Genomic DNA, 23,836 nt, shown 5'->3' with positions numbered 1-23,836 from the left:
GAACGCTGGCTTAGCAGGAGGAAGAATGCGCAAGATCGTCGCCGGCAAGCTGCACGGCATCCACGTCACCGAAGCCAACCTCAACTATCACGGCTCGATCACCCTCGACCCCGACCATTGCGAGGAAGCCGGCATCCTGCCGATGGAGTTCGTCGAAATCTGGAACAAGAGTTCCGGTGCGCGGATTTCGACCTACGTGATCCTCGGCGAGCGCGGCTCGCGCTGCTGCATCCTCAATGGTGCTGCCGCCCGCACCTGCCAGGCCGGTGATCAGATCATCATCTGCAACTCGGTCTATGTGACGGAGAAGGAGATCACCACGCTCAAGCCGCACGTGCTGACCTTCGACAAGGACAACCGCATCGCCGACCGGCTGACCTATTCGGTCGAGCGAGACCAGTTCGGCCGCTACAGCTTCTCCATCCTGGACGAGACCAGCGCGAGGCTTTCGATACCCGCGCTGGTGAGCAGCCACTAGAGCTTGCAGCAGACGCCGAGGCTCCAGGAGGACCATCGCCCACGGCGAGACGTTCTATTGCCGCGCGGCTGAATTTCCCGCAAGGATGCAACCAACGGCATGTGCGGGCGGTCGTCGGAACAACTCGTACTCGTGAAGGCCTTCCAGTTCGGCCAGCTTGACCCCGACCAGCAAATGCAAGGCACCATGGGCGAAACCGTCAATTTCATCTGGATCGGCGAGAAGCTCGGTCCATTGCATGCCGCATGCATCCGCTCTTTTCGGCGACATGGACATCGTACGGTGCTACACGCGTTCGACGCGCCCAAGGACACGCCCGATGGCGTCGAGATCTTCGACGCATCGCAGTTGCTGTCGCAGAGCGAGATCGTGGCCTACAAGCACGAGAAGAGCCTGGCGCTGACCGCTAACATCTACCGCTACAGGCTGCTTGAGGCAGGGCTCGGCATCTACGCCGACTGCGACGTCTACTGCGTTCGGCCGTTTCCCGAGCAACAATGGCTTTTCGGGTGGGAGAAGAAGGATGTCATCAATTGTGCGGTGCTGAAAGCACCAGCCGACAGCGATCTCGTCAAGAGCCTCGTCCAGTGCACCTCCGGCCGACATTTCATCGCCCCGTGGTGGTCGCCAATTAAGAAAGCGGCCTACAATCGCCTCATGAAATTAGGGGTTGGGCGTGACATCAGGCGGACCCGATGGGGGACGACTGGCCCCCAACTGCTCACCTTTCTCATCAAGAAATACGGATTGGCAGACAAGGCGCTCCCGATGGACGCCTTTTATCCTGTTCATCAAGCGATGACCGACTTGCTCTTCGACGCTGAACTGTCGATCAAGGACGTCACGACGCCACGGACCTACGCGATCCACCTGTACAACAACTCGATTGCGCCGCCGTTCAACCCGCCACCCGGCAGCCCGCTCGCAGAAATCCTCGCGGGGTCCTAGAGAGGGCTAACCCTAGATCCCCCGTGAAGTGGGCTGCCGGCGCGGGGAAGCGCCGGCAATACACCGCGGTCATGACGGCGTCGGAGGACCTAGCGGCGTTCCAGGTGCTCGACGGCGAGGAAGGCAGCCTTGGCGGCCAGCGACAGCTGGTTGGCGGCCTCGACGCGCTGGGGCGTGTAGTAGTGCTCCTCGTGCAGCATGTTGACGGTGCCGAGCATGGTGTCGCCGACAAAGACCGGCCAGTTGAGCACCGAGCCGCAGCCGAGCGACCAGATCGTCTCGTGGTCGGGGAAGACGTCGGCGATGTCCTTGATGGTGTTGGCGACGAAGGGCTTGCGCTGGACGTGGATCGTGTCGAACCAGTGGGTGCGGTTCATCGGCTTGGTGCCGGAGACCGGATAGGTGTCCGGGTGGCTGGTGTAGGTGCGGCTCGAAAGCTCGCTGGCCCAGTCGAGCTTCATCACCGTGAAGAGCTTGGCGCCGACGACGACATCGGCCAGCGCCTGCAGGGCCTTCCACACGCCCTCGACTTCGGTCGTGGTCGCAATGGCGGCATCGAAGGCGACGAGCGCCTCGGCGAGTTTGGTCTCTGTCATGATGTACCTCTATTTCAAGTCTTGGGATGAGACGCGCTGAACCTGGTCAGTTCACGCGAATAGGGGTCCTGCAGTTCGCCACGCTTGAGCTGGTCAACGCTGGCGACCTCCACGACCCGGCCGTGGCGCATGACGGCAAGGCGATCGCACAGGAACGAAACGACGGGAAGATTGTGGGTGACCATCAGATAGGTCAGCCCCTGCTCGCGGCGCAAGCGCTTGAGCAGGTTGAGGATTTCTGCCTGCACCGACACGTCGAGCGCCGAAGTCGGCTCGTCGAGCAACAGCAGTTTGGGCTTGAGGATCAGGGCGCGGGCAATAGCGACGCGCTGGCGCTGGCCGCCCGAAAGCTGGTGCGGGAAGCGGAAGCGGAAACGCCGGTCGAGGCCGACCGACTGCATCACCTCGTCGACGCGCGCACCGCTGTCACCGACGCCGTGGATGGCCAGCGGCTCGCTCAGCGTCGCATCGACAGTCTTGCGCGGGTGCAGCGAGCCGTATGGATCCTGGAACACCATCTGGCACTGCCTGGCGAAACCGCGGTCGATGCCCGGCGTGCGGGCGTGGCCGAAGGCGGTGATGGAGCCGGTCCAGCTCCTGGCCATGCCGGCGATGGCCTTGAGCACGGTGGTCTTGCCCGAGCCGCTTTCGCCAACGAGCGCGAAGCTCTCGCCCTCGGCGACGTCGAAGCCGATGCCGTGAGTGACCTTCGAATCGCCGTAGGAGATGTCGAGGTTTTCGATCTTCAGCGCGCTCATGTCGAAGCCTCGTCGCGTTGCAGGACAGGCAGCTCTTCGCGATCCTCGTCGAGACGCGGGATCGAGGCGAGCAGGCCGCGCGTGTAGGGATGCTTGGCATTGCGGAGTTCGCCCGCGACGCATTCCTCCACCACCTCGCCGCCGCGCATCACCAGGATGCGGTCGCAATAGGCCGAGACCAGGTCAAGGTCGTGGCTGATCAGGATCAGGCCCATGCCCTTACGCTTGACCAGGTCGTCGATGATCTCGAGCACCTGGGCCTGGACAGAGACGTCGAGGGCCGATGTCGGCTCGTCGGCGATGAGCAGGTCCGGCTCGGGGATGAGCATCATGGCAATCATGACGCGCTGGCCCATGCCGCCCGACACTTCGTGCGGGTAGAGGCCGAGCACGCGCTCGGGGTCGTTGATGCGCACGGCTTCCAGCATGGCGAGCGTGCGGCCCCTGATATCGGCACGGCCGAGCTTCTGGTGGGTCAGCAGCGCCTCGGCGATCTGGTCGCCGATGGTCATGACAGGGTTCAGCGAGAATTTCGGGTCCTGCATGACCATGGAAATGCGAGCGCCGCGGATAGAGCGCATCTGCCGTTCCGATTGGGCGAGCAGGTCAATGCCGTCGAAGCGCAGCTTGTCGGCGGTGACCTTGCCGGGCGCACGGATCAGCCGCAGGATCGAGCGGCCGGTCATGGACTTGCCGGAGCCGCTTTCGCCGACGATGCCGAGGCGTTCGCGGCCGAGCGTGAGCGACAGGCCCTTGACCACGTCGATCGGACCCCGCGCGGTCGGGAAGGTGACCCGCAGGTTCTCGATTTCAAGCAAGGCGCTCATTGGCGGTCTCCATGCTTGGGGTCGAGCACATCGCGCAGGCCGTCTCCGAGGAAGCAGAAGCCGAGGCTGACGATGACAATGGCAAAGCCGGGCATGGTCGCCACCCACCACTGGTCGAGGATGAAGGAACGGCCGCGCGAGATCATCGCACCCCATTCGGGCAACGGCGGCTGCGCGCCGAGGCCAATGAAGCCGAGGCCGGCGGCGGTCAGGATGATGCCTGCCATATCGAGCGTGACGCGAATGATCATCGACGAGGTGCACAGCGGCAGGATGTGGTTGACGATGACGCGCAAGGACGAGGCACCCTGCAGCTCGACCGCGGCGACGAATTCCGAGTTGCGAATGGTCAACGTCTCGGCACGGGCGATGCGGGCATAGCCGGGCCAGGTGGCGATCGCGATGGCGATGATGGCGTTCTGGATGCCGGGCCCGAGGGCCGCGACGAAGGCCAGCGCCAGGATCAATTTCGGCATCGACAGGAAGATGTCGGTGATGCCCATCAGGATACGGTCAGTCCAGCCGCCGAAATAGCCGGCGACGGCGCCGATGACGAGGCCGACGGGCGCGGCAAGAACGGCCACCAGCGCCACGATCATTAGGGTGATGCGCGCGCCATAAACGACGCGGCTCCAGATGTCCCGGCCGAGTTCATCAGTGCCCATCCAGTTTTCGGCGCTCGGAGGCTTGAGCCGGTTGGCAAGATCCTGGCCGATGGGCGAATGCGTGGCGATCCACGGCGCGAACAGCGCCACCAGGATCAGTGCCAGCACGATGATCGCGCCGACCACGGCTAAGGGATTGCGCATCAGGGCGCGCGAAAGACGATAGCTGCGGCCTAGGCGCGCCTGCAGGCGCGAGGACGGCGAATCGTCGAGAAGCCAGTCACGTGTCGTCGCCATCAGCGTGCCCTCGGGTCGAGGACGCGGTAGAGCACGTCCGAAATCTTGTTGATGCCGATGAAGACCGCGCCGATGACCAGCGTCGAGCCGAGCACGGCGTTCATGTCGGCGTTGAGCAGCGCCGTGGTCAGGTAATTGCCGATGCCGGGCCACGAGAAGACGGTCTCTATCATCACCGAGCCTTCGAGCAGACCGGCATAGGACAGGCCGATGACGGTGATCAGCGGCACGAGGATCGGACGGAAGGCATGGCGCCACAGTACCAGCCGCTCCGACACGCCCTTGACGCGGGCGGTGGTGACATATTCCTGCGCCAGCTGGTCAAGCATGAAGGAACGCGTCATGCGGGCGATGTATGCCAGGCTGAAGAAGCCGAGCACGGCTGCCGGCAATGCGATGTGCGAGAGCGCATTGAAGAAGATATCGGTCTCACCGGCGATCAGGCTGTCGATGAGGATCAGGCCCGTCACCGGGTCGACCATGCCGTCATAGAAGATGTCGAGTCGGCCGGGGCCACCGACCCATTGCAGCTTGGCATAGAACAGCGCCAGACCGACAAGGCCGAGCCAGAAGGCCGGCACCGAATAGCCGAGCAAGCCGACGACGCGGATGACCTGATCGACGAGGCTGCCCTGACGGCTGGCGGCATAGACACCCATCGGCACGCCCAAAAGCACGCCGATGATGATGCCGAGCGTGGCCATCTCGAGGGTCGCCGGGAAGACGCGGGCCAAGTCCTCGGCCACGGGCTTGCCTGTCGACACCGACATACCGAGATCGCCGGTCAGGACATTGCCGACATAGTGGAAGAACTGCACGATCAACGGCTTGTCGAGGCCCATCTCGATGCGCGCGGCCTCATAGACGGCGCGCGGGGCGCGGTCGCCGACGACGGCGAGCACCGGATCGATCGGCACGACGCGGCCGATGAAGAAGGTGATGGCCAGGAGGCCGAGGAAGGTGAATGCGACGGCGACGAGGACGCCAAGCACGCCCTTCAGCGTTTTCCAGGCGTGCCGCGCATTGCGCGACGAGCCGCCGGGCCCTGTTGGAAGCGCCTGAGCGGCGGAGTCGATTTCTGATGCCACGCGGTGTCTGTTCCTACCACATTGGCCGCGCTGCGAATGCGGCACGGATGTTGTCTGTCGAGCAAAATTCCACTTGGACTATACAAATAATTTTGCTTAGATCAAAAAAATTTTGATGGGAGCAAAATTCAGCGTGTCCTCCGAGGCCAGCAAGAACGCGACGGCGAGCCAGCCAAAGGTGGGTGCGCTGATCCGTGCACGCCGTCGCCAGCTGTCGCTGACATTGCAGGAATTGTGCGATGCGGCGGGCATTTCCGTCGGTTATCTCAGCCAGGTCGAACGCGACCATGCTACCCCGTCGCTAGGCACCCTCGCCCAGCTCGCCCGCAGCCTCGACGTGGCTGTGGATTATTTCATCGCCACCCCGTCGATGGAGGACGGGCTGACCCGCGCCGACCAGCGCAACCGCTTCTCGGTCGACGGATCGTCGATCGTCTACGAGCGTATCGCCGCCGACTTTACCGGCAATGTGTTGTCCTCCTTCATCCTCAATGTTCCGCCAGGCTATCGCTCCGAGACGGTCAGCCACGAGGGCGAGGAAATCCTGTTCATCCTCGAAGGCTCGATCACTCAGCGCCTCGAGGACGACGAGATGGTGCTTACGGCCGGCGACAGCCTGCATTTCCGCGGCAATCGTCCGCATTCATGGTCCAACGACACCGACAAATTCGCGCGCATGCTCTGGACCGGCACCTTGCCGATGTTCAGGTCACGCACGGAGTATCCGGCCCTGCGCGGTTCACGGGCCGAGACAAAGAAACCGGGAACCAAAAAGGAGAGAAAATGATGAAACTGTTCAAAGCCGCGCTGCTTGCGGCGGCGCTGGCCATGCCGATGACGCCGGCAATCAGTCTGGCCGCTACGCCAGCTGACATTCTCGTGGTGGCGCAGAATATCGACGACATCGTCAGCATCGACCCGGCAGAGGCCTACGAGTTCTCGTCGGGCGAATATGTCGCCCAGACCTATGACCGTCTCGTCCAGTACGACGCCGCCGACACCAAGACGCTGGCCGCCGGCCTCGCCAAGGAATGGGCAGCCGACGACGCCACCAAGACCATCACGTTTACGCTGCGCGACGGGGTCAAGTTCACCTCCGGCAATCCCCTGCGTGCCGAAGACGTGATCTACTCGTGGAAGCGCGTCATCGTGCTCAACAAAGCGCCCGCCTTCATCCTGACCCAGCTCGGCTGGACGCCGGAAAACTTCGATTCCATGGTCAAGGCCGACGGCAACAAGGTCGTGGTCAAGTATGAGGGCGATTTCGCATCGGCCTTCGTGCTCAACGTTCTCGCAGCCCGCCCCGCTTCGGTGGTCGACGCGGTCACGCTGCAGGCCAACGAGACCAATGGCGACATGGGCAATGGCTGGCTGAAGTCCAATTCGGCAGGATCTGGCCCGTTCGTGCTGAAGACCTTCCGTCCGGGCGAACTGATCAACTTGACGGCCAATGCCGAGTATTTCAACGGCGCACCCGCGATCAAGGGCGTCATCATCCGCCACGTCGCCGAAGCGGCGACCCAGCAGCTGCTGCTGGAATCGGGTGACGTAGACATGGCCAAGAACCTGACGTCGGACCAGATCGCGACAATCGCCGGCAAGGATACGCTGATCACCGAGACCTATCCGCAGGCGGCCGTGCACTTCCTGTCGTTCAACCAGAAGGACGAGGCCCTGCAGCCGGAAGCCGTGTGGGATGCCGCGCGCTACCTAGTCAACTACAAGGGCATGACCGATACCTTCCTGAAGGGCCAGATGCAGACCCACCAGGCCTTCTGGCCCTCGGGCTTCCCCGGCTCGCTCGACGAGACGCCCTACACCTACGATCCGGCCAAAGCCAAGCAGATCCTGGCCGATGCCGGCATCAAGACGCCGATCACCGTCACGCTCGACGTCATCAACTCGACGCCGTTTACCGACATGGCGCAGTCGCTGCAGGCAAGCTTCGCGGAAGCCGGCATCAACTTCGAGATCATCCCGGGCACCGGCTCGCAGGTGATCACCAAGTACCGCGCCCGCACCCACGAGGCGATGCTGCTGTACTGGGGCCCCGACTTCATGGACCCGCACTCCAACGCCAAGGCGTTCGCCTACAACGAGGACAACTCGGACGACCACTACCAGTCGACCACCACGTGGCGGAACGGCTGGGCTGTGCCGGAAGAGCTGAACAAGGCGACCAAGGCAGCACTCGCCGAGCCTGACCAGGCCAAGCGCAGCGCGATGTATGTCGACCTGCAGAAGAAAGTGCAGGAGAAGTCGCCGATCGTCATCATGTTCCAGGCGGCGACCCAAGTGGCGCGTGCGAAGAACGTCGAAGGCTACGTCAACGGCGCGACCTCCGACTTCGTCTACTACCGCCTCGTCAAGAAGAACTGACCTGACGGCCTGAATTCCGGGACCGCCCGTTGCGGGCGGTCCCATCCCTCCCCCAAATCCCAAAGGCAAGAGACTATGTACGAAGAGCGGATGGCGCGGCTGCGCGAACGCATGGCTGAAACCGGGACCGACCTTGTGATCGTCGGCCCCTCCTCGCACCTTGTCTGGCTCACCGGCATGTCGCCGCATGGCGACGAACGCCCCGTGCTGCTGATCGTCTCCAGGGACCATGCCGGCTTCCTGATGCCGGCGCTCAATGTCGACAGCCAGCGCCCGTTCACCAAGCTACCCTTCTATCCCTGGACTGATGCGGACGGTCCCGGTGCCGCGCTCGCCAAGCTTCTCAAGGATTGCGGCGCCAACCGCGACAGCCTCAAGATCGCGCTCGACGAGACCATGCGCGCCGATTTCGCACTGCTGGTCATCGACGCCCTGCCCGGTGCTGCCCGCGGCTTCCTCACCGATACGGTAAGCTTCCTGCGCGGCCAGAAAGACGAGGCGGAGTACGCGCTGCTGAAGATGAATGCCGTCCTCAACGACGGTGCCATGAAGGCCGGCTTCGCCGCGCTGAGACAAGGCGTGACCGAGCTCGAAGTCGCCCGGGCGATCCGCGACTTCTACGCGGCAAACGGCGCCACGGGAGAATTCGTCAGCGTCTGCTTCGGCGAGAACGGCGCTTTCCCGCATCATCATACCGGCGATCGCAAGCTCAGGGCGAACGAGGCCGTGCTGATCGACATCGGCGGCCGCAAGGACGGATATCCCTCCGACATGACCCGCATCGGCGTGTTCGGCGACAAGCCCGAAGGTTTTGACGAAGTGCACGGCGTGCTCGAACGCGCAGTCCAGGCAGCGATCGCCGTCGCCAAGCCAGGCGTCGCCGCCAAGGAGGTCGACAAGGCCGCACGCGACGTCATCACGGCTGCCGGCTATGGCGATTTCTTCCTGCACCGGACCGGGCACGGCCTTGGCATCGACATTCACGAGCCGCCCTACATCACCGGCACGTCGGAAACGATCCTTCGCGAAGGCAACGTCTTCTCGATCGAACCCGGCATCTACCTGCAGGGCCGGTTCGGCCTTCGCCTGGAGGAGATCGTCATCCTGCGCGGCAACCGTGCCGAGGTGCTGTCCGACCTGCCGCGCGAGGCGTTCGTGGTCAAGGCCTGAGCCTAAACTGCCTGGAGCATGACGAAAGGGCCGCTACAGCGGCCCTTTTTGTTGAGCTGCCCTGCTCGCTTCACCAGCTTCAGGTACGGGCCGGCATACTATTCAGCCGCCGGGCGCGGGTGATATCGTCCCAACCAGCAGCCTGAATTGGCGTTGGAGGGGACTGTGCGTTCTTTGCTCTTGGCTGTGGCCGCCTTGATCTCCGTCGATACCAGTGCGGCGGAACAGTCTTTCCCGACCGATGGCGGAGTGATCTATTTCAACATGCCCTCAGGCAATGTCGGCTGCCAGTACACGCCGGCAGGCGGCTCAGACGTCTACATGCCCGAGGATGGCGGCCCCGAACTCGGCTGCGACCGCATCGAGCCGACCTATCAACGTTTCATCCTCGGCAGGGCCGGCAAGGCCAAGCGCTACCAGAATGTCGGCGACACCGGCTGCTGCGACGGCTCGCACACGCTCGAATACGGCAACAACTGGAAGAAGGGGCCATTCGGCTGCGAGGCGACCAAGGCCGGGCTGAGCTGCACCCGCAAGGACGGCCATGGCTTCTTCATCAGCCGGTCGAGGACCGAGATCTACTGATCGTCCGCACTCGCAGGCAAAAGAAAAGCCGGGCGAGCCCGGCTTTTCAGTCATTGCGTCGGCAAGAAAGTGATCAGTTGACCGCGTCCTTGAGGCCCTTGCCAGCCGAGAACTTCGGCACCGTACGGGCCGGGATCTTCACTTCCGCGCCGGTCTGCGGGTTGCGGCCGGTGGACTCCGCACGTTTTGACACGGTGAAATTTCCGAAACCGACAAGCCGGACATCGCCGCCACCCTTCAGTTCGCCGGTGATGACGGAGAACACTGCATCAACGGCGGACTGCGCATCGCCCTTGGACAGCTTGGCAGCCTCAGCGACGGCGGACACTAGTTCGTTCTTGTTCATTCAAATTCCCTTCCATGAGAAAACCGGGACATAGACTCAGCCGGTAGGACACGGACTTTAGAAAGAAGCTTTGGCACAACCAAGTCGAAAAGGCTCACAAAGCCCGGAATTCCGCGCTTTTTCACATGAAAAAGCCGGGCGCGAGCCCGGCTTTTTTGTTTTCTGTGCAACTTTAGATGCAGCTTAATGAGCAAAGCCCTTGCCGGCATCGTCGCCCGCATCCGTCTTGGCCGCGGGAACGTCGACTGGCTCGGTCCATTCGATCGGCTCCGGCTGGCGCACGAGGGCATGCTTGATCACCTCGCCCATGCGGCTGACCGGGATGATCTCCATGCCGCTCTTCACGTTTTCCGGAATGTCCGCCAAATCCTTGGCGTTCTCTTCCGGGATCAGCACCTTCTTGATGCCGCCGCGAAGCGCTGCAAGCAGCTTCTCCTTGAGGCCGCCGATCGGCAGCACGCGACCACGCAGCGTGATCTCGCCAGTCATCGCCACATCCGCCTTGACCGGAATACCGGTCATTATCGACACGATAGCCGTCGCCATGCCAACGCCGGCCGAGGGGCCGTCCTTGGGCGTCGCACCTTCCGGCACGTGCACATGGATGTCGCGCTTGTCGAACAGCGGCGGCTCGATGCCGAAATCGATGGCCCGGCTGCGGACATAAGATGCCGCCGCCGAAATCGACTCCTTCATGACGTCGCGCAGATTGCCGGTAACGGTCATGCGCCCCTTGCCGGGCATCATCACGCCTTCGATCGTCAGCAGTTCGCCGCCGACCTCGGTCCAGGCCAACCCGGTGACGACGCCAACCTGATCGTCGGCCTCGACCTGTCCGAACCGGTAGCGTGGCACGCCGAGATACTCGTCCAAGTTGGCGGCGGTGACCTTCACCGACTTCTTCTTGGTCTTGATGATCTCCGTGACCGCCTTGCGCCCGAGCTTCATCAGCTCGCGCTCGAGGCTGCGGACACCGGCTTCCCGCGTATAGGTCTGGATGATGCCGCGGATAGCATCCTCGGAAACCGAGAATTCCTTGGGCTGGAGCGCATGATCGCGAACCACCTTGGACATCAGGTGCCGCTTGGCGATCTCGACCTTCTCGTCCTCGGTGTAGCCGGCGATACGGATGATCTCCATGCGGTCCATCAGGGGCGCAGGAATGTTCAGCGTATTCGCCGTCGTCACGAACATCACACTCGAAAGGTCGTATTCGACCTCCAGATAATGGTCCATGAACGTTGCGTTCTGTTCCGGATCGAGGACCTCGAGCAGCGCCGACGAAGGATCGCCACGGAAGTCCTGGCCCATCTTGTCGATCTCGTCGAGCAGGAAGAGCGGGTTCGACTTCTTGGCCTTCTTCATCGACTGGATGACCTTGCCGGGCATCGAGCCGATATAGGTGCGGCGGTGACCGCGGATCTCGGCCTCGTCACGCACGCCGCCAAGCGCCATGCGCACGAATTCGCGGCCGGTCGCCTTGGCGATCGACTTGCCGAGCGAGGTCTTGCCGACGCCGGGAGGGCCGACGAGGCACAGGATCGGCCCCTTCAGCTTCTTCTGGCGGCTCTGCACCGCGAGATACTCGACGATGCGGTCCTTGACCTTGTCGAGGCCGTAGTGGTCGGTGTCGAGCACCTCCTGGGAAAAGTTGAGGTCCTGCTTGACCTTGGAGTTCTTGCCCCACGGGATCGACAGGATCCAGTCGAGGTAGTTGCGCACGACGGTGGCTTCGGCCGACATAGGCGACATCGAACGCAGCTTCTTCAGCTCGGCCTCCGCCTTTTCGCGGGCCTCCTTGGTCAGCTTCGTCTTCTTGATGCGGGCCTCGATCTCGGCGGCCTCGTCGCGGCCGTCCTCGCCTTCGCCGAGTTCCTTCTGGATCGCCTTCATCTGCTCGTTGAGGTAGTACTCGCGCTGGGTCTTCTCCATCTGCCGCTTGACGCGGCTGCGGATGCGCTTCTCAACCTGCAAGACGGAGATCTCGGCTTCCATGAAGCCCATCGCCTTCTCGAGCCGCTCCTTGACGGACAGCGTGCCAAGCATTTCCTGCTTCTCGGTGATCTTGATGGCGAGATGCGAGGCCACCGTATCGGCGAGCTTGGAATAGTCCTCGATCTGGCTGGCAGCACCAACCACTTCGGGCGAAATCTTCTTGTTCAGCTTGACGTAGTTCTCGAAGTCAGAAACCACCGAGCGGGACAGCGCCTCAACCTCGACCTCTTCCTCTTCCGGCTCGCTCAGGATGAGAGCGTGGGCCTCGTGGAAATCGGGCTTGTCGGTGAAGGACTGGATCTTGGCGCGCGTCGTGCCTTCGACCAGCACCTTGACGGTGCCGTCCGGCAGCTTCAGCAGCTGCAGCACATTGGCGAGCGTGCCGATGTCGTAGATGGCATCAGGCTCGGGATCGTCGTCGGCGGCATTCATCTGGGTCGCAAGCAGGATCTGCTTTTCCTGACCCATCACCTCTTCCAGAGCCTTGATCGACTTTTCACGCCCCACGAAAAGCGGGACGATCATGTGCGGGAACACGACAATGTCGCGCAACGGCAGGACTGCGAAGGTACCTTCGCTGGAAGAGCGGGATATTTTGGCCATTGTCCAACCTTTCATATCGCGGCCGCGCAGGGCCAACCGCGAATCTCATATTAACGACCATGGACGGTTCCGCCTACCGCCGATTACCGCGCGGCATTACAGCACGAAAGCCAACCCATCGCCTCTTCTCCGTTAGTTGGAGTTTCGCCGGGTAAACATCAAGGCCGAACACGCTGCCGTGTAGGGGGCCGGGATCGGCGGAATTCCAAATGCCGAACGGCGCCGCTGGGGCGCCGTTCGCTGGAGCGGTTAATAGGGAAACAGCCAGGCCTCAGGCGCTGACGTTGCCCTTCTTTTCCTTCTGCTCGGAATAGATGTAGAGCGGCCGGGCGCTGCCGGTCACCACCTCATCCGAAATCACCACTTCCTGGACGCCTTCGAGGGCCGGAAGTTCGAACATCGTATCGAGCAGGATCGCTTCCATGATCGAACGCAGGCCGCGTGCGCCGGTCTTGCGCTCGATGGCGCGCTTGGCGATCGCCGACAGCGCGTTCTCGTGGAAGGTCAGGTCGACGTTTTCCATCTCGAACAGGCGCTGGTACTGCTTGACCAACGCGTTCTTCGGCTCGGTCAATATCTGGATCAGCGCCGGCTCGTCGAGATCCTCGAGCGTCGCCAGAACCGGCAGACGGCCGACAAACTCGGGGATCAGGCCGAATTTCAGCAGATCCTCAGGCTCGACCTGGCGGAACAGGTCGCCGGTACGGCGATCTTCCGGCGAGGCAACCGTGGCGCTGAAGCCGATCGAGGTCTTGCGGCCGCGATCCGAAATGATCCTGTCGAGGCCGGCAAAAGCGCCGCCGCAGATGAACAGGATGTTGGCGGTGTCGACCTGCAGGAACTCCTGCTGCGGGTGCTTGCGGCCACCTTGCGGCGGCACGGAAGCGACAGTGCCTTCCATGATCTTGAGCAGTGCCTGCTGCACGCCTTCCCCCGAGACGTCGCGGGTGATCGACGGGTTGTCGGACTTGCGCGAGATCTTGTCGATTTCGTCGATGTAGACGATGCCACGCTGGGCGCGCTCGACGTTGTAGTCGGCCGACTGCAGCAACTTGAGGATGATGTTCTCGACGTCCTCGCCGACATAACCGGCCTCGGTCAGCGTCGTCGCATCGGCCATGGTGAACGGCACGTCGATGATGCGGGCAAGCGTCTGGGCGAGCAGGGTCTTGCCGCAGCCGGTCGGGCCGATCAGCAGGATGTTCGACTTCGCCAACTCGACGTCGTTGTTCTTGCCGGCATGCGCCAGGCGCTTGTAGTGGTTGTGGACGGCCACCGACAGCACGCGCTTGGCGTAGGGCTGACCGATGACGTAGTCGTCCAGAACCTTGAGGATTTCCTGCGGTGTCGGCACGCCCTCGCGCGACTTCACCATCGAGGTCTTGTTCTCCTCGCGGATGATGTCCATGCACAGTTCGACGCACTCGTCGCAGATGAAGACGGTCGGGCCGGCGATGAGTTTGCGTACCTCATGCTGGCTCTTGCCGCAGAACGAGCAATAGAGCGTGTTCTTGGAGTCGCCGCCGTTGCTGACCTTGCTCATCTTGTCCAAGTCCTTTCACTGCCGCCCGGCCGTTGGTCTGGCTGATGGGCGCATATGCAATCTAACGCCGGACACCGCCACCGCCAGTCCCTGGCCGCCGCAACGAGCTCCGTACAACTCACATTCCAGAAGTCGCTGCAACGAGTCGCGGCACCCTTGAACAACGCTAAGCCGTCGAAGCTCAACGCAGCCTTAACGTAGGCCGCCGCTTTCGCCGAGGGAACAGCAAAATGTGTCCGAAATGCCGCAGGGCATCTCAAAAATGCGAGATGTGACCTCGTAGGCAGGTCGCAGCACCCAATCACGAAGCGGTGGCACCCTCAACGGCTTCACGGCTGTCGATGACCTTGTCGATCAGACCGAAGTCGCGTGCCTCGTCCGCAGTCATGAAATGGTCGCGGTCGAGCGTCTTTTCAATGGTCTCGTAGTCCTTGCCGGTGTGCTTGACATAGACCTCGTTGAGACGGCGCTTAAGCTTGATGATGTCCTGGGCGTGGCGCTCGATATCCGAGGCCTGGCCCTGGAAGCCACCCGAGGGCTGGTGCACCATGATGCGCGCGTTCGGCGTGGCAAAACGCATGTCCTTGTGGCCGGCGCAGAGCAGCAGCGAACCCATCGAGGCGGCCTGGCCGATGCACAGCGTCGAAACCGCGGGCCTGATGAACTGCATGGTGTCGTAGATCGCCATGCCCGAGGTGACCACGCCGCCTGGCGAGTTGATGTAGAGACTGATCTCTTTCTTCGGGTTCTCGGCTTCGAGGAACAGCAACTGGGCGCAGACCAGCGTCGCCATGCCGTCTTCGACCGGGCCGGTGATGAAGATGATGCGCTCCTTGAGGAGCCGCGAGAAGATATCGTAGGCGCGCTCGCCTCGGTTGGTCTGCTCGACCACCATCGGAACGAGGTTCATGTATGTTTCGACGGGGTTCTTCATCGACTATCCCTTTATCGAGATGGGATTCCAGCGCCGGACGGGCAGAATCGGTTCAGAGGCTTTGCCCTGTAAATAGGATGCCGTGTCATCATTGCGCAAGGCCGGTGAAGGGGCTTGATTTCAGCTATCGCTAACTTTCGCTGCGACAGCTGGCTCAATGCTCGGCACTGGAACTTGCCGCAGCCACGGCGATATTGAAGCCACCAACCGATTTATGGCACTCGGTGCCCCTGCCCTGCGCCGGCGACATCAAGGCGCTGCACGCGTTGGAGAGCAACGCCCGTGACGGAAGCCAAGGACCACGAGACGATCAAGTTCTACGCGAACGAGGCGGAAGCGTATACGACGCGGGGCCAACCGGCGAGCGTGCACCACCTCCGCACCTTCATGGCGCGCCTGCCGAGGCGTGGCCGTGTGCTCGAACTCGGCTGCGGCGCTGGTCAGGACAGCGAAGCGATGCTGGGGGGCGGTTTCGACGTCATCCCGACCGACGGCACCCCCGAGATCGCCGCTGCTGCCGCGAAACGCCTGGGACGCCCGGTCAAGCTGCTGCTTTTCGAGGACATCGACGAGAACGAAAGCTACGACGGTGTTTGGGCCAATGCCTGCCTGCTGCATGTGCCGCGCGCGCAATTGCCATCGATTGTTGGTCAAGTGCATGCCGCGCTCAAGCCGGGCGGCGTATTCTACGCCAGTTTCAAGGCCGGCGAAGCCGAAGGACGGGATCGCTTCGGCAGGTACTACAACTATCCGTCTGCCGAATGGCTGGAACAGGCCTATGGCGCCGACCACTGGAGCGCCCTGGAGATCGGCCAAGAAACCGGAGGCGGCTATGACGGCCTGCAGACGGACTGGCTTCATGTCACGGCCACGAAGGCCGGCTAATTCGAACCAAATGGAATGCACGCGATGAATGATCCCACCCAAACCAACAAACACTGGTCCAAGGTCGAGTACCTGCACGAGACCGTAAAGAACCCGAACATCCGCGTTCGCGGCACGCATAGCTATTACAGCAATGCCTGGACTGGATCGTTCGAAGAAAGCGTGGTGCGCTACCTCTATGGCGACGACTACAGCCTCAAGGCGTGGGAGCCTGCTTGGCCGATCGACCAGCTCGATATCGGCGACTATGTCTGCATCGGCGCAGAGGCGGTGATCCTGCTCGGCGGCAACCATACGCACCGGACGGACTGGTTCAGCCTCTATCCCTTCGCCGAATTCATTGTCGACGCCTATGCCGGAAAGGGTAACACCACCATCGGCGACGGCGCGTGGATCGGCATGCGTGCCATGATCATGCCCGGCATCACCATTGGCGAAGGCGCGATCGTCGCGTCAGGCGCCATCGTCACCAAGGACGTGGCGCCCTACACGATCGTTGCGGGCAATCCGGCTGTGCCTATCAAGACCCGTTTTCCCCAGGCCGTTGTCGACAGGCTGCTGGCACTGAAGGTCTACGCATGGCCGGCGGAGAAATTCGAGGCGTTGAAACCGCTGCTTTGCGCGAGCGAGATCGACGCACTCGCAACTGCTTCGGCAAAGTTTGACGAAGGGTGGCCCTGACCGCTCAGACCCTGATCACATACTCCTTGCGAGTCGTTTCAAGCACTTCCCAGCTTCCCCTAAAGCCGGGCTTGAGCACGAAGCTGTCGCCGGCGCGGACGGTGCGGGCCTCGCCGCCCTCCTCCGCGATCACCGAGACACCCGAAAGGATGTGGCAGAACTCCCATTCGTCATATTCGATGCGCCATTTTCCGGGGGTCGATTCCCAGATGCCGGCGTAAAGGCCGCCTTCGGCCTCCTCGGCGTTCCAGGTGCGGAATTTCGGGTCGCCAGCGATCAGCCGGCCCTCCGCCGGAGCACCGGCTTCCGGCTCGATGCCATCGGTCCCGATTTTCAGAAATCTCGGCAAGGCCACCCCCGAATGCAAAAATGGCCCCGGCTTGGGGCCGGAGCCATTTTTGCACGGTCGATCAGGCCTTGGCCAGCGCCTGTTCGAGGTCGGCGATGATGTCGCTGACATCCTCGATGCCGACCGATAGGCGGACGACGTCAGGGCCGGCGCCCGCTGCCACCTTCTGCTCATCGGAGAGCTGGCGGTGGGTGGTGGACGCCGGGTGGATGACCAGCGACTTGGTGTCGCCGATGTTGGCAAGGTGCGAGAACAGCTCGAGGCCCTCGACGAACTTGACGCCGGCCTCGTAGCCGCCCTTGAGGCCGAAAGTGAAGACGGCACCCGCGCCCTGCGGCGAGTACTTCTTCATCAGCGCGTGGTTCTTGTCGCTCTTGAGGCCGGGATAGGCCACCCACTCGACCTTGGGGTGGTCGGAGAGCCAGCCGGCGACCGTCAGCGCGTTGTCGCAATGGCGCTGCATGCGCAGCGGCAGGGTCTCGAGACCGGTGAGGATCAGGAACGCGTTGAACGGCGAAATCGCCGGGCCGAGATCGCGCAGGCCAAGCACGCGCGCGGCGATGGCGAAGGCGAAATTGCCGAAGGTCTCGTGCAGCACGATGCCGCCATATTCGGGGCGCGGCTCCGACAGCATCGGATACTTGCCCGACTTCGACCAGTCGAAGGTGCCACCGTCGACGATGACGCCGCCGATCGAATTGCCGTGGCCACCGATGAACTTGGTCAGCGAATGCACGACAATGTCGGCGCCATGCTCGATCGGGCGGATCAGGTACGGGCTTGCCAGCGTGTTGTCGACGATCAGCGGCAGGCCGTGCTTGCGGGCAATATCCGCCACCTTCTCGATGTCGACGAAGGTGCCGCCGGGATTGGCAAGGCTCTCGATGAAGATCGCCTTGGTCTTGGCGTCGATCTGCTTTTCGAAACCGGACAGATCATTGGTGTCGGCCCAACGGACTTCCCAGCCGAAATTCTTGAAGGCATGGCCGAACTGGTTGATCGAGCCGCCGTAGAGCTTGTTGGCGGCGACGAAATTGTCGCCCGGGCGCATCAGGTTGTGGAACACCAGCATCTGCGCCGCATGGCCCGAGGCGGTGGCGAGTGCGGCCGTGCCGCCCTCAAGGGCCGCGATACGTTCTTCGAGCACGGCCTGGGTCGGGTTCATGATGCGGGTGTAGATGTTGCCGAAAGCCTTCAGCCCGAACAGCGAAGCGGCGTGGTCGGCATCATCGAAGACATAGGAGGTGGTCTGGTAGATCGGCGTGGCGCGCGCGCCAGTGGCCGGATCGGGTTTCGCGCCGGCGTGGACGGCAAGCGTGTTGAAGCCCGGGGTACGCTGGGACATGGTTCTCTCCAAAGAATAGGTCCGTCAAATCGGCTGACATCTTTGGCGGAGCCGGCCACGGAATGCAAAGACGAAAATTTCCGACTAACCGGCTGTCGCGGACGAAATTTCCAATCGGCGCTGCAAAGCAACGGCTTCGGCCATCTACTTTGCGCGGATGCCGAAACTCTGGAAGCCTTGCCGCATCACCGGCCGCTTGGACGAAATCACGCCGGAATTGACGCCGGTCCAGCCGATCTCGCCTGCCAGCCTGGCGTATTCGATCTTGGGGCAGCGGTTCATGACGATCTTGATGCCGGCAGCTTCGGCGCGCGCGGCGGCTTCGTCGTGGCGCACAGTCAATTGCATCCAGACAACCTTGGGCAGCGGATCGAGCTTGAGCACGTCGTCGACGATGGCAGGCACGGCGCTCGACGCCCGGAAGACGTCGACCATGTCGACCGCAACGGGGATGTCGGCAAGGCTGGCATAGGTCATGCGGCCGAGGATTTCCTTGCCGGCATGGCCCGGGTTGACCGGGAAGACCTCGTAGCCCTTGGCGATGAGATATTTGGTGACGAAAAAGCTCGGTCGTACGTCGTTGGCCGAAGCACCGACGACGGCGATGGTCCTGACCGAATTCAGGATGCCGGCGATATAGGCATCATCGTAGGCATCGTGGTTCATGGCCGTCCTCGTTCGACGGTTCCGGATACCGCCTTTCGGCAGTCGCCGCAAACCCGGTCGGCGATGTGGAGCCTCACGGCAGCGAGATGCTGCCATCCTCGGCGATGGGGAAATCGGGATTGTGGGCGACTTCCCAGAGGTGACCTTCGGTATCGGCAAAATAGCCGTACCAGCCACCCCAGAAGGCACGTTGTGCCGGCTTGACGATGTGGCCGCCGGACCGTTCGGCAGCCGCGAGAATTTCATCCACTTCGGCTTCGGTGCGCGTGTTGTAGGCCAGCGAGACGCCGGAAAAGCCGCCCTTGCCGCCGGCAATGCCCGCATCGGACGAAAGGTGCTCGCGCCCCCAAAGGCCCAGCACCAGGCTACCCATCTGGAAGAAGGCGACGCCTTCGGTGATCGATTGATTGCGCTTGAGCCCCATCGCCTCATAGAAGCGCACGGCACGGTCGAGATCGTCGACCCCCAGGGTCACGAGAGAAATCCGCGGTTCCACGCCTATTCTCCCTTCCACTCCGGCTGGCGCTTGTCGAGGAACGCACCGATGCCCTCCTCGGCGTCGCTTGCCAGCATGTTCTCGACCATCACCCGTGCGGCATGATCATAGGCTTCGACCAGCCCCATCTCGGCCTGGGCGTAGAACGCCTCCTTGCCGATCTTCAGTGTCGAAGACGATTTCGAAACAATGGTTTGGGCGTACTTGCCGACAATATGATTCAGGTATTCGCGGGGCACGACGCGGTTGACCAGGCCGAAGTCGCGCGCGGTCGTGGCGTCGATCGTCTCGCCGGTCAGCAGCATCTCCATCGCCTGCTTACGCGAGACGTTGCGCGACAGCGCCACCATCGGGGTGGAGCAGAACAGGCCGATATTGATGCCCGGCGTGCAGAAGGCAGCCTGATCGGTGGCGATAGCGAGGTCGCAGCTGGCGACCAGCTGCAGGCCGGCCGCGGTCGCCAGGCCATCGACTTCGGCGATGACAGGCTTGGGGTGGCGCACGATCGACTGCATCAGTGCCGAACAGCGCGACATGGTGAGCTCGAAGAAGGCACGGCCGCGGTCGGCATCGCTCCTGTGCGCCGTCATCTCCTTGAGGTCGTGACCAGCGCAGAACACCTTGCCCTGCGCTGCAAGCAGAATGACGCGCACGGCCTTGTCGTCCCTCGCGCCGTCCAGTCGCGCCTGCAACGCGGCCATCGTCTCGATCGACAGGGCGTTGGCCGGCGGATTGGCGAGCACAATGCGCAGCACGCCTTTCTCGAGACTGGACCAAACCGGACCTTCCGGTGTGCTGCGCTTGATGGCGACGATTTCTGCCATAGTGTCCCCTGACTGATTCAATGCGGCGAAAGGAGAATCGCCAGCATCAAATTTGAGCCATATACGCTTGCACTCAAGTTTTAGTTCCCAACTATGTCTCGGTTTGGAACGCAAAGGTTCGCAAGTGGCGGATGATGCGGGGCACGGCTCCGGAAACCCAATGGGGAGAGCTAATGCCCGAGCAGCACGGATTGGCGCCGATCATGACGGCAAGCGAGGTCAACGGCCTGTTGAGACAGGTCTACCCGCAGCTGAACGAACACCACGATTTCTACCAGGTCACGGAGGTCTACCCAGGCGGTTGCACCGTGCGGCTCAACGCCGATGAGCGCCACCTCCGACCCGGTGGAACAGTGTCGGGGCCGTCGCTGTTCACGCTCGCCGACATCGGTGGCTATGTCTGCGTGCTCAGCCATGCCGGGCCGGACGCGCTGTCGGTAACGACCAATCTCAACATCAATTTCATGCGCAAGGCTGAAGCCGGCCCGATCGACGGCCACTGCCGCATCCTGAAGCTGGGCAAGAGCCTGATGGTGTTCGATATCGACATCGTCGCCGGCCCGGAACAGCACACCGTGGCGCACGCAACCGGCACCTATTCGATCCCGCCGAAGCGGCAAAATGGTGAGGTAAAATAATACCTCTACCTTATCTTATTGTTTTTGCTTCATTTTACAGGACAACACCCGGTCCGAAGCGCTTGACGGGCTAGGCGCCCTCGCCTATAAGCCCAACCAAAGCAGCGGCCCGCATCGGGTCGCCGTTTTGTTATTGGCGTCGGGCAGCGTCTCTCGCCAATGAAAGCAACAAGAAACGCCTTCTCCGGAAGGTCCCAAACGAAAGCATGTAACCATGGCAACCTTTTCGCAGAAGCCTGCGGACGTGGTGAAGAAGTGGGTGCTGATCGACGCCGAGGGTCTCGTCGTCGGCCGTCTCGCCACTATCGTCGCCAACATCCTCCGCGGCAAAAACAAGCCCACCTTCACGCCCCACGTCGACGACGGTGACAATGTCATCATCATCAACGCCGACAAGGTCGTGTTCACCGGCAAGAAGTTCACCGACAAGGTGTATTACTGGCACACCGGCCACCCCGGCGGCATCAAGGAGCGCACCGCGCGCCAGCTGCTCGAAGGCCGTTTCCCCGAGCGCGTTCTCGAGAAGGCAGTTGAGCGCATGATCCCGCGTGGTCCGCTCGGCCGTCGCCAGATGAAGAACCTTCGCGTCTATGCAGGCGCCGATCATCCGCATGTCGCTCAGCAGCCCGTGACGCTCGACGTCGGCGCGCTGAACGCCAAGAACAAGAAGGCCTCGTAATCATGGCTGATCTCAGCTCGCTCGCAGAACTCGGCACCGTCGCTGTCGCCGCACAGCCGGCAGCTCCGGTCCACGTCCAGAAGCTCGACAAGAGCGGCCGCGCCTATGCCACCGGCAAGCGCAAGGACGCCATCGCCCGCGTCTGGGTGAAGCCCGGCTCCGGCAAGATCGTCGTCAACGGCAAGGAATTCGCGGCCTATTTCGCCCGCCCCGTGCTGCAGATGATCCTGAACCAGCCGATCGTCGCGGCAAACCGCGTCGGCCAGTACGACATCATCGCCACCGTCGTCGGTGGCGGTCTGTCGGGCCAGGCCGGTGCCGTTCGTCACGGCATCTCCAAGGCGCTGACCTACTACGAGCCGACGCTGCGCGGCGTGCTCAAGAAGGGCGGCTTCCTGACCCGCGACAGCCGTATCGTCGAGCGTAAGAAGTACGGTAAGGCCAAGGCCCGTCGTAGCTTCCAGTTCTCGAAGCGCTAAGCGTCTCGAACTTCAGCTTCGGAAAGGCCGCCTTCGGGCGGCCTTTCTTTTTGCATGCCGTTGGGCCATGGCTGACGTATGATCCCTGCGTAGATGCCGACAGTCCGGCAGGAGAGATCTCAATGGTCCGCATGCTCGCATTGGCAGTCGCAGTGACCTTCGCCGCCCCCGCCACAACGGTGGACGCCGCCACCAACAAGTTCCTGAAATGGTCGTCGCAGTTCGACACCTGCTGGATGCGGGCCAATGAAAAGGCGCTGGAGAAGGGTGCCGATGCAAGGAAGGCCGCCAAGAAGGCCGACAACCACTGCAAGAAGCTGGGGCGAAAGATGCTAAAGGAGGGCGGCTCGAAATATTCGCTCAAGGACCGGCGCAAGGCTCTCCGGAAGTCCAGCGAGTACTAGCTGGCAGTGCCCGTCGTCACCATCGCTCCTGTCAGTTGGTCGGCGCAGATACTTGCTCCTCGCCCATTGCAGCTGCCACCGATTCATCAGCATCGGCATAAGGCACGCGATAACCGTTGGCCGACAGCCACTCGATAGCGGCCCTTGGTTCGTCGGTCTGGATCATGGTGGCGCCACGTTCGGCCCAGAAGCCGAACACCTCGTTGGGAAAACCTGCTGCCACAGCCAGTTCGTCACCGCGCCCGCCGGAGAGAAAACCGCCGGGCTTGTTGACGATGGCATGGGTGTCGACCCAGATGTGCCAGTTGTCGCGGATGGCCGCGGCCTTCACCTTGGCCGAAAACAGCGGCCCGCCTGACGCTGTCATCTCTTCGGCTTCGCCGCGCCAGGTGATCATTTCCACCGCCCGCGCCGAGAATGCCCTCCCCGCCGACTCGATGAAGCCGGCGTCGCGCACCGCATCGTCGGCGATGATCGGCATGAACTGGAATCCGCTGCCGACCTGGCTCATGGTTTGCTTGACCGAAGTCACGCGTTCGGCGCTCCAGAGGTTTGCCTTGACCACGACCTGCTCTTCCATGCCCATGGCGCGCGCCAGCGCCACCATGTCGGCGAGGTCGGCAGTCTCCAGCTTGTTGTCGAGATTGACCAGGATCTTGCCCTTGGTGGCCTCGAGCATTTCCCGCAGTGTCGGCACCGACTCGGCGGTGACGGCGCCGGTGCCTTCGACGACGAGCCGGCAGTGCCTGAGTTCGTCCAGCGTGCGGGCGATGACCTCGCCCTTGCAATTGGTGGTCCGGTCGAGCCAGCTGTCATGCATGACGATCAACTCGCCGTCCTTCGAACGGCGTATATCGATCTCGACCATTTCGGCGCCCAAGGCGATGACGCCGCGGATCGAAGCGATGGAGTTTTCGGGATAGCGCGTCTTGCCGGCCTCCAGCCCGCCGCCGCGATGGGCCACAACCATGACGTGGTCGCGCCAACGATTGGCATTCTCGTAGCGTTCGAGGATCTGCTCGACGCCGGAGCCGGCATGGCCCGCGGTGACAACGCCGAGTGTAAGAAGCAGCGAGGCTGCGCCTGCCAGGACTGTCCGCATCGGAATCGCTCCACGGCTAGAGGATGCGTGCAACGAACTACCCGGCTGCGATGACAGGGGCGTGTAAGGCAGATGACATTCAAATGACCCGAGAAAGCGCCGGCTGCGGCCCTGTCATACGCAGTGCGCTACGGGG

General features: G+C 62.5%; 27 protein-coding genes. 12 read left to right on the top strand and 15 right to left on the bottom strand.

Features of this window, described 5'->3' with window-relative positions; all coding sequences use genetic code 11:
• Positions 1-25: 25 nt before the first annotated feature.
• Together panD and WHT83_RS14110 are read left to right on the top strand one after the other, a co-directional pair.
• Positions 26-478 carry an aspartate 1-decarboxylase gene (panD, locus tag WHT83_RS14115; RefSeq protein WP_406871508.1) on the top strand — a complete coding sequence of 151 codons (453 nt, stop codon included), beginning with the start codon at positions 26-28 and terminating at the stop codon, positions 476-478.
• 132 nt (positions 479-610) lie between these two features.
• Positions 611-1,426, top strand: a complete 816-nt coding sequence (locus WHT83_RS14110; RefSeq protein ID WP_406871507.1) for a hypothetical protein — start codon at positions 611-613, stop codon at positions 1,424-1,426.
• Between the two features lie 89 nt (positions 1,427-1,515).
• Here WHT83_RS14110 and WHT83_RS14105 read toward each other — a convergent pair whose 3' ends face one another.
• From WHT83_RS14105 to WHT83_RS14085, 5 genes are read right to left on the bottom strand one after another with little or no spacing between them, the layout of a single operon-like run.
• A complete protein-coding gene (locus WHT83_RS14105) occupies positions 1,516-2,022 on the bottom strand; it encodes a GAF domain-containing protein (protein WP_406871506.1) in 507 nt (168 codons plus the stop codon).
• A gap of 14 nt (positions 2,023-2,036) precedes the next feature.
• Complete coding sequence (locus WHT83_RS14100; protein ID WP_183261778.1) at positions 2,037-2,780, bottom strand: ABC transporter ATP-binding protein; 744 nt, start codon at positions 2,778-2,780, stop codon at positions 2,037-2,039.
• Positions 2,777-3,607 (bottom strand): ABC transporter ATP-binding protein, encoded by an 831-nt coding sequence (locus WHT83_RS14095; protein ID WP_183261780.1) that lies wholly within the window; start codon positions 3,605-3,607, stop codon positions 2,777-2,779. The genes WHT83_RS14100 and WHT83_RS14095 overlap by 4 nt, the downstream gene beginning before the upstream one ends.
• Entirely contained in the window at positions 3,604-4,509 is a 906-nt protein-coding gene (locus WHT83_RS14090) for an ABC transporter permease (RefSeq protein WP_406871505.1), read from the bottom strand. Before WHT83_RS14090 ends, WHT83_RS14095 begins: the two co-directional genes overlap by 4 nt.
• Entirely contained in the window at positions 4,509-5,501 is a 993-nt protein-coding gene (locus WHT83_RS14085) for an ABC transporter permease (protein ID WP_406873981.1), read from the bottom strand. Before WHT83_RS14085 ends, WHT83_RS14090 begins: the two co-directional genes overlap by 1 nt.
• Before the next feature lie 229 nt (positions 5,502-5,730).
• Here WHT83_RS14085 and WHT83_RS14080 point away from each other — a divergent pair, with 229 nt between their 5' ends.
• The 4 genes from WHT83_RS14080 (at position 5,731) to WHT83_RS14065 (ending at position 9,731) form a co-directional block, all read left to right on the top strand.
• Positions 5,731-6,384 (top strand): helix-turn-helix domain-containing protein, encoded by a 654-nt coding sequence (locus WHT83_RS14080; protein ID WP_406871504.1) that lies wholly within the window; start codon positions 5,731-5,733, stop codon positions 6,382-6,384.
• Positions 6,384-7,976, top strand: coding sequence for an ABC transporter substrate-binding protein (locus WHT83_RS14075; protein ID WP_406871503.1), 1,593 nt, complete (start codon positions 6,384-6,386; stop codon positions 7,974-7,976). The genes WHT83_RS14080 and WHT83_RS14075 overlap by 1 nt, the downstream gene beginning before the upstream one ends.
• 75 nt (positions 7,977-8,051) lie before the next feature.
• Positions 8,052-9,146, top strand: a complete 1,095-nt coding sequence (locus WHT83_RS14070; RefSeq protein ID WP_406871502.1) for a M24 family metallopeptidase — start codon at positions 8,052-8,054, stop codon at positions 9,144-9,146.
• Positions 9,147-9,311: 165 nt separating this feature from the next.
• Positions 9,312-9,731: a DUF6636 domain-containing protein gene (locus tag WHT83_RS14065; protein ID WP_406871501.1), complete on the top strand. Its 420-nt coding sequence runs from the start codon at positions 9,312-9,314 to the stop codon at positions 9,729-9,731.
• Positions 9,732-9,804: 73 nt separating this feature from the next.
• On the opposite strand, the gene WHT83_RS14060 is transcribed toward WHT83_RS14065, so the two are convergent.
• The 4 genes from WHT83_RS14060 to WHT83_RS14045 form a co-directional block, all read right to left on the bottom strand.
• Entirely contained in the window at positions 9,805-10,077 is a 273-nt protein-coding gene (locus WHT83_RS14060) for an HU family DNA-binding protein (protein ID WP_055971339.1), read from the bottom strand.
• 183 nt (positions 10,078-10,260) lie between these two features.
• Positions 10,261-12,675: an endopeptidase La gene (lon, locus tag WHT83_RS14055; protein ID WP_108608453.1), complete on the bottom strand. Its 2,415-nt coding sequence runs from the start codon at positions 12,673-12,675 to the stop codon at positions 10,261-10,263.
• 271 nt (positions 12,676-12,946) lie between these two features.
• The gene (clpX, locus tag WHT83_RS14050) at positions 12,947-14,218 is read right to left on the bottom strand and encodes an ATP-dependent Clp protease ATP-binding subunit ClpX (RefSeq protein ID WP_108608454.1); all 1,272 of its coding nucleotides are present in this window, start codon (positions 14,216-14,218) and stop codon (positions 12,947-12,949) included.
• A 301-nt stretch (positions 14,219-14,519) separates the two neighbouring features.
• Complete coding sequence (locus WHT83_RS14045) at positions 14,520-15,152, bottom strand: ATP-dependent Clp protease proteolytic subunit (protein WP_183261788.1); 633 nt, start codon at positions 15,150-15,152, stop codon at positions 14,520-14,522.
• A gap of 282 nt (positions 15,153-15,434) precedes the next feature.
• Between WHT83_RS14045 and WHT83_RS14040 the strand changes: the two genes are divergently transcribed.
• Both WHT83_RS14040 and WHT83_RS14035 read left to right on the top strand, forming a co-directional pair.
• Positions 15,435-16,037, top strand: a complete 603-nt coding sequence (locus tag WHT83_RS14040; RefSeq protein WP_406871500.1) for a class I SAM-dependent methyltransferase — start codon at positions 15,435-15,437, stop codon at positions 16,035-16,037.
• 24 nt (positions 16,038-16,061) lie between these two features.
• Positions 16,062-16,718 (top strand): CatB-related O-acetyltransferase, encoded by a 657-nt coding sequence (locus tag WHT83_RS14035; RefSeq protein ID WP_406871499.1) that lies wholly within the window; start codon positions 16,062-16,064, stop codon positions 16,716-16,718.
• 4 nt (positions 16,719-16,722) lie between these two features.
• Here the strand turns inward: WHT83_RS14035 and WHT83_RS14030 are convergent, their stop codons facing one another.
• From WHT83_RS14030 to WHT83_RS14010, 5 genes are all read right to left on the bottom strand, one after another.
• Entirely contained in the window at positions 16,723-17,067 is a 345-nt protein-coding gene (locus WHT83_RS14030) for a cupin domain-containing protein (RefSeq protein WP_406871498.1), read from the bottom strand.
• 61 nt (positions 17,068-17,128) lie between these two features.
• Positions 17,129-18,412, bottom strand: a complete 1,284-nt coding sequence (locus WHT83_RS14025) for an O-acetylhomoserine aminocarboxypropyltransferase (protein WP_406871497.1) — start codon at positions 18,410-18,412, stop codon at positions 17,129-17,131.
• A gap of 144 nt (positions 18,413-18,556) precedes the next feature.
• Entirely contained in the window at positions 18,557-19,078 is a 522-nt protein-coding gene (locus WHT83_RS14020) for a CoA-binding protein (RefSeq protein ID WP_406871496.1), read from the bottom strand.
• 73 nt (positions 19,079-19,151) lie between these two features.
• A complete protein-coding gene (locus tag WHT83_RS14015; protein ID WP_406871495.1) occupies positions 19,152-19,574 on the bottom strand; it encodes a VOC family protein in 423 nt (140 codons plus the stop codon).
• Positions 19,575-19,576: 2 nt separating this feature from the next.
• Positions 19,577-20,398 (bottom strand): enoyl-CoA hydratase, encoded by an 822-nt coding sequence (locus WHT83_RS14010; RefSeq protein ID WP_406871494.1) that lies wholly within the window; start codon positions 20,396-20,398, stop codon positions 19,577-19,579.
• 173 nt (positions 20,399-20,571) lie between these two features.
• On the opposite strand from WHT83_RS14010, the gene WHT83_RS14005 reads away from it, so the two are divergent.
• The 4 genes from WHT83_RS14005 (at position 20,572) to WHT83_RS13990 (ending at position 22,598) form a co-directional block, all read left to right on the top strand.
• The gene (locus WHT83_RS14005; RefSeq protein WP_108608462.1) at positions 20,572-21,036 is read left to right on the top strand and encodes a PaaI family thioesterase; all 465 of its coding nucleotides are present in this window, start codon (positions 20,572-20,574) and stop codon (positions 21,034-21,036) included.
• A 214-nt stretch (positions 21,037-21,250) separates the two neighbouring features.
• The gene (rplM, locus tag WHT83_RS14000) at positions 21,251-21,715 is read left to right on the top strand and encodes a 50S ribosomal protein L13 (RefSeq protein ID WP_108608463.1); all 465 of its coding nucleotides are present in this window, start codon (positions 21,251-21,253) and stop codon (positions 21,713-21,715) included.
• A gap of 2 nt (positions 21,716-21,717) precedes the next feature.
• On the top strand, positions 21,718-22,194 hold the full coding sequence (rpsI, locus tag WHT83_RS13995; protein ID WP_108608464.1) for a 30S ribosomal protein S9: 477 nt from the start codon (positions 21,718-21,720) through the stop codon (positions 22,192-22,194).
• A gap of 122 nt (positions 22,195-22,316) precedes the next feature.
• Complete coding sequence (locus WHT83_RS13990; RefSeq protein WP_108608465.1) at positions 22,317-22,598, top strand: hypothetical protein; 282 nt, start codon at positions 22,317-22,319, stop codon at positions 22,596-22,598.
• A 31-nt stretch (positions 22,599-22,629) separates the two neighbouring features.
• Here WHT83_RS13990 and WHT83_RS13985 read toward each other — a convergent pair whose 3' ends face one another.
• On the bottom strand, positions 22,630-23,700 hold the full coding sequence (locus tag WHT83_RS13985; RefSeq protein WP_406871493.1) for a glycerophosphodiester phosphodiesterase family protein: 1,071 nt from the start codon (positions 23,698-23,700) through the stop codon (positions 22,630-22,632).
• Between the last annotated feature and the right edge of the window lie 136 nt (positions 23,701-23,836).

The organism is Aminobacter sp. P9b, from assembly GCF_045345995.1.
In the GTDB taxonomy this organism is placed as follows: domain Bacteria; phylum Pseudomonadota; class Alphaproteobacteria; order Rhizobiales; family Rhizobiaceae; genus Aminobacter; species Aminobacter niigataensis.
The sequence above is the reverse complement of the archived record's forward strand: the minus strand, read 5'-3'. Positions and strand labels throughout refer to the sequence as shown.